The following is a 2,500-nucleotide window of genomic DNA, read 5'->3' as shown; positions in this document are numbered from 1 at the left end:
GCCGATGCGCCGCACCCACGTAGCGCCGCCCGAAGGGCGGAACAAGCGTGAGTGAGAACAAAGATGGATATTAGGAATGAGAACGATCAAGCCGATCGAACTATTAGTACCGGTAAGCTTCAAGCGTTGCCGCTCTTCCACACCCGGCCTATCAACGTGGTCGTCTTCCACGGTTCTCAGGGAATACTCGTTTCAAGGTGGGTTTCCCGCTTAGATGCCTTCAGCGGTTATCCCGTCCGGATATAGCTACCCTGCTATGCGGCTGGCGCCACAACAGGTCCACCAGAGATCCGTCCATCCCGGTCCTCTCGTACTAGGGACAGATCCTTTCAATATTCCTACACCCACGGCAGATAGGGACCGAACTGTCTCACGACGTTCTGAACCCAACTCACGTACCGCTTTAAATGGCGAACAGCCATACCCTTGGGACCTGCTCCAGCCCCAGGATGCGATGAGTCGACATCGAGGTGCCAAACAACCCCGTCGATATGGACTCTTGGGGGTCATCAGCCTGTTATCCCCGGCGTACCTTTTATCCGTTGAGCGATGGCCCTTCCACGCGGGACCACCGGATCACTATGACCGACTTTCGTCTCTGCTCGACTTGTCAGTCTCGCAGTCAGGCAGGCTTATGCCATTGCACTCAGCGAACGATTTCCGACCGTTCTGAGCCCACCATCGCGCGCCTCCGTTACTCTTTAGGAGGCGACCGCCCCAGTCAAACTACCCACCATACATTGTCCCGGACCCGGATAACGGGCCGCGGTTAGACATCCATAGAGATAAGGGTGGTATTTCAAGGGTGGCTCCACCAAGGCTGGCGCCCTGGCTTCAAAGCCTACCACCTATCCTACACATGCCACTACGAATGCCAATGTAAAGCTATAGTAAAGGTGCACGGGGTCTTTCCGTCTAACCGCAGGAACCCCGCATCTTCACGGGGAATTCAATTTCACTGAGTCTATGCTGGAGACAGCGGGGAAGTCGTTACGCCATTCGTGCAGGTCGGAACTTACCCGACAAGGAATTTCGCTACCTTAGGACCGTTATAGTTACGGCCGCCGTTTACTGGGGCTTCGATTCAGAGCTTGCACCCCTCCTCTTAACCTTCCAGCACCGGGCAGGCGTCAGACCCTATACGTCGCCTTGCGGCTTCGCAGAGCCCTGTGTTTTTGATAAACAGTCGCTACCCCCTGGTCTGTGCCACCCTCCTCTGCTTGCGCAGAAAAGGGTCACGCTTCTTCCGAAGTTACGCGTGCAATTTGCCGAGTTCCTTCAGCATAGTTCTCTCAAGCGCCTTGGTATACTCTACCAGACCACCAGTGTCGGTTTCGGGTACGGTCTATAAGGAGGAGCTATTTCCTGGAACCGCTCCGCTGCCCAACCAATCCGATAAGGTTGAACAACTTGTGCAATCCGTCACTACCTCCAGGCCCACGAATATTAACGTGGTTCCCATCGACTACGCGTTTCCGCCTCGTCTTAGGGGCCGGCTAACCCTGCTCAGATTAACTTTAAGCAGGAACCCTTGGTCTTTCGGCGGGGGAGTCTCTCACTCCCCTTACGTTACTCATGTCAGCATTCGCACTTCTGATACCTCCACCGCCCCTCACGGGTACGGCTTCATCAGCTTACAGAACGCTCCGCTACCGCTCGTGATTGCTCACGAACCCTAAGCTTCGGTGTATGGCTTTAGCCCCGTTACATTTTCGGCGCAAAGACCCTTATTTAGACCAGTGAGCTGTTACGCTTTCTTTAAATGATGGCTGCTTCTAAGCCAACATCCTGGTTGTTTTGGGATCCTCACATCCTTTCCCACTTAGCCATAACTTGGGGACCTTAGCTGTAGGTCAGGGTTGTTTCCCTTTTCACGACGGACGTTAGCACCCGCCGTGTGTCTGCCGACTAGTACTCCCAGGTATTCGGAGTTTGGTTAGGTTTGGTAATCCGGTGAGGACCCCTAGCCCATCCAGTGCTCTACCCCCTGGGGTATTCGGTCGACGCTCTACCTAAATAGATTTCGCGGAGAACCAGCTATTTCCGAGTTTGATTGGCCTTTCACCCCTAGCCACAAGTCATCCCGAACTATTGCAACAGTTATGGGTTCGGTCCTCCAGTAAGTGTTACCTTACCTTCAACCTGCTCATGGCTAGATCACTCGGTTTCGGGTCTAATGCGACGAACTGAACGCCCTGTTCAGACTCGCTTTCGCTGCGCCTACACCTATCGGTTTAAGCTTGCTCGTCACACTAAGTCGCTGACCCATTATACAAAAGGTACGTGGTCACCCTTGCGGGCTCCCACTGTTTGTAGGCAATCGGTTTCAGGTACTCTTTCACTCCCCTTGTCGGGGTGCTTTTCACCTTTCCCTCACGGTACTAGTTCGCTATCGGTCATGCACGAGTACTTAGGCTTGGAAGGTGGTCCTCCCAATTTCAGACAGGATTTCACGTGTCCCGCCTTACTCGAGGACGATTGATCGCATTACGCGTACGGG

1 rRNA gene (cut by a window edge) is annotated in these 2,500 nt (G+C 54.0%); it reads right to left on the bottom strand.

Annotation, left to right across the window (positions count from 1 at the left end):
• Positions 1-82 precede the first annotated feature (82 nt).
• A 23S ribosomal RNA gene (locus EJ073_RS26265) occupies positions 83-2,500 on the bottom strand (it continues 382 nt past the right edge of the window).

Origin of the sequence: Mesorhizobium sp. M4B.F.Ca.ET.058.02.1.1, assembly GCF_003952505.1 — a bacterium.
Classification (GTDB): domain Bacteria; phylum Pseudomonadota; class Alphaproteobacteria; order Rhizobiales; family Rhizobiaceae; genus Mesorhizobium.
This window is presented reverse-complemented; position numbering and strand designations above follow the sequence as displayed.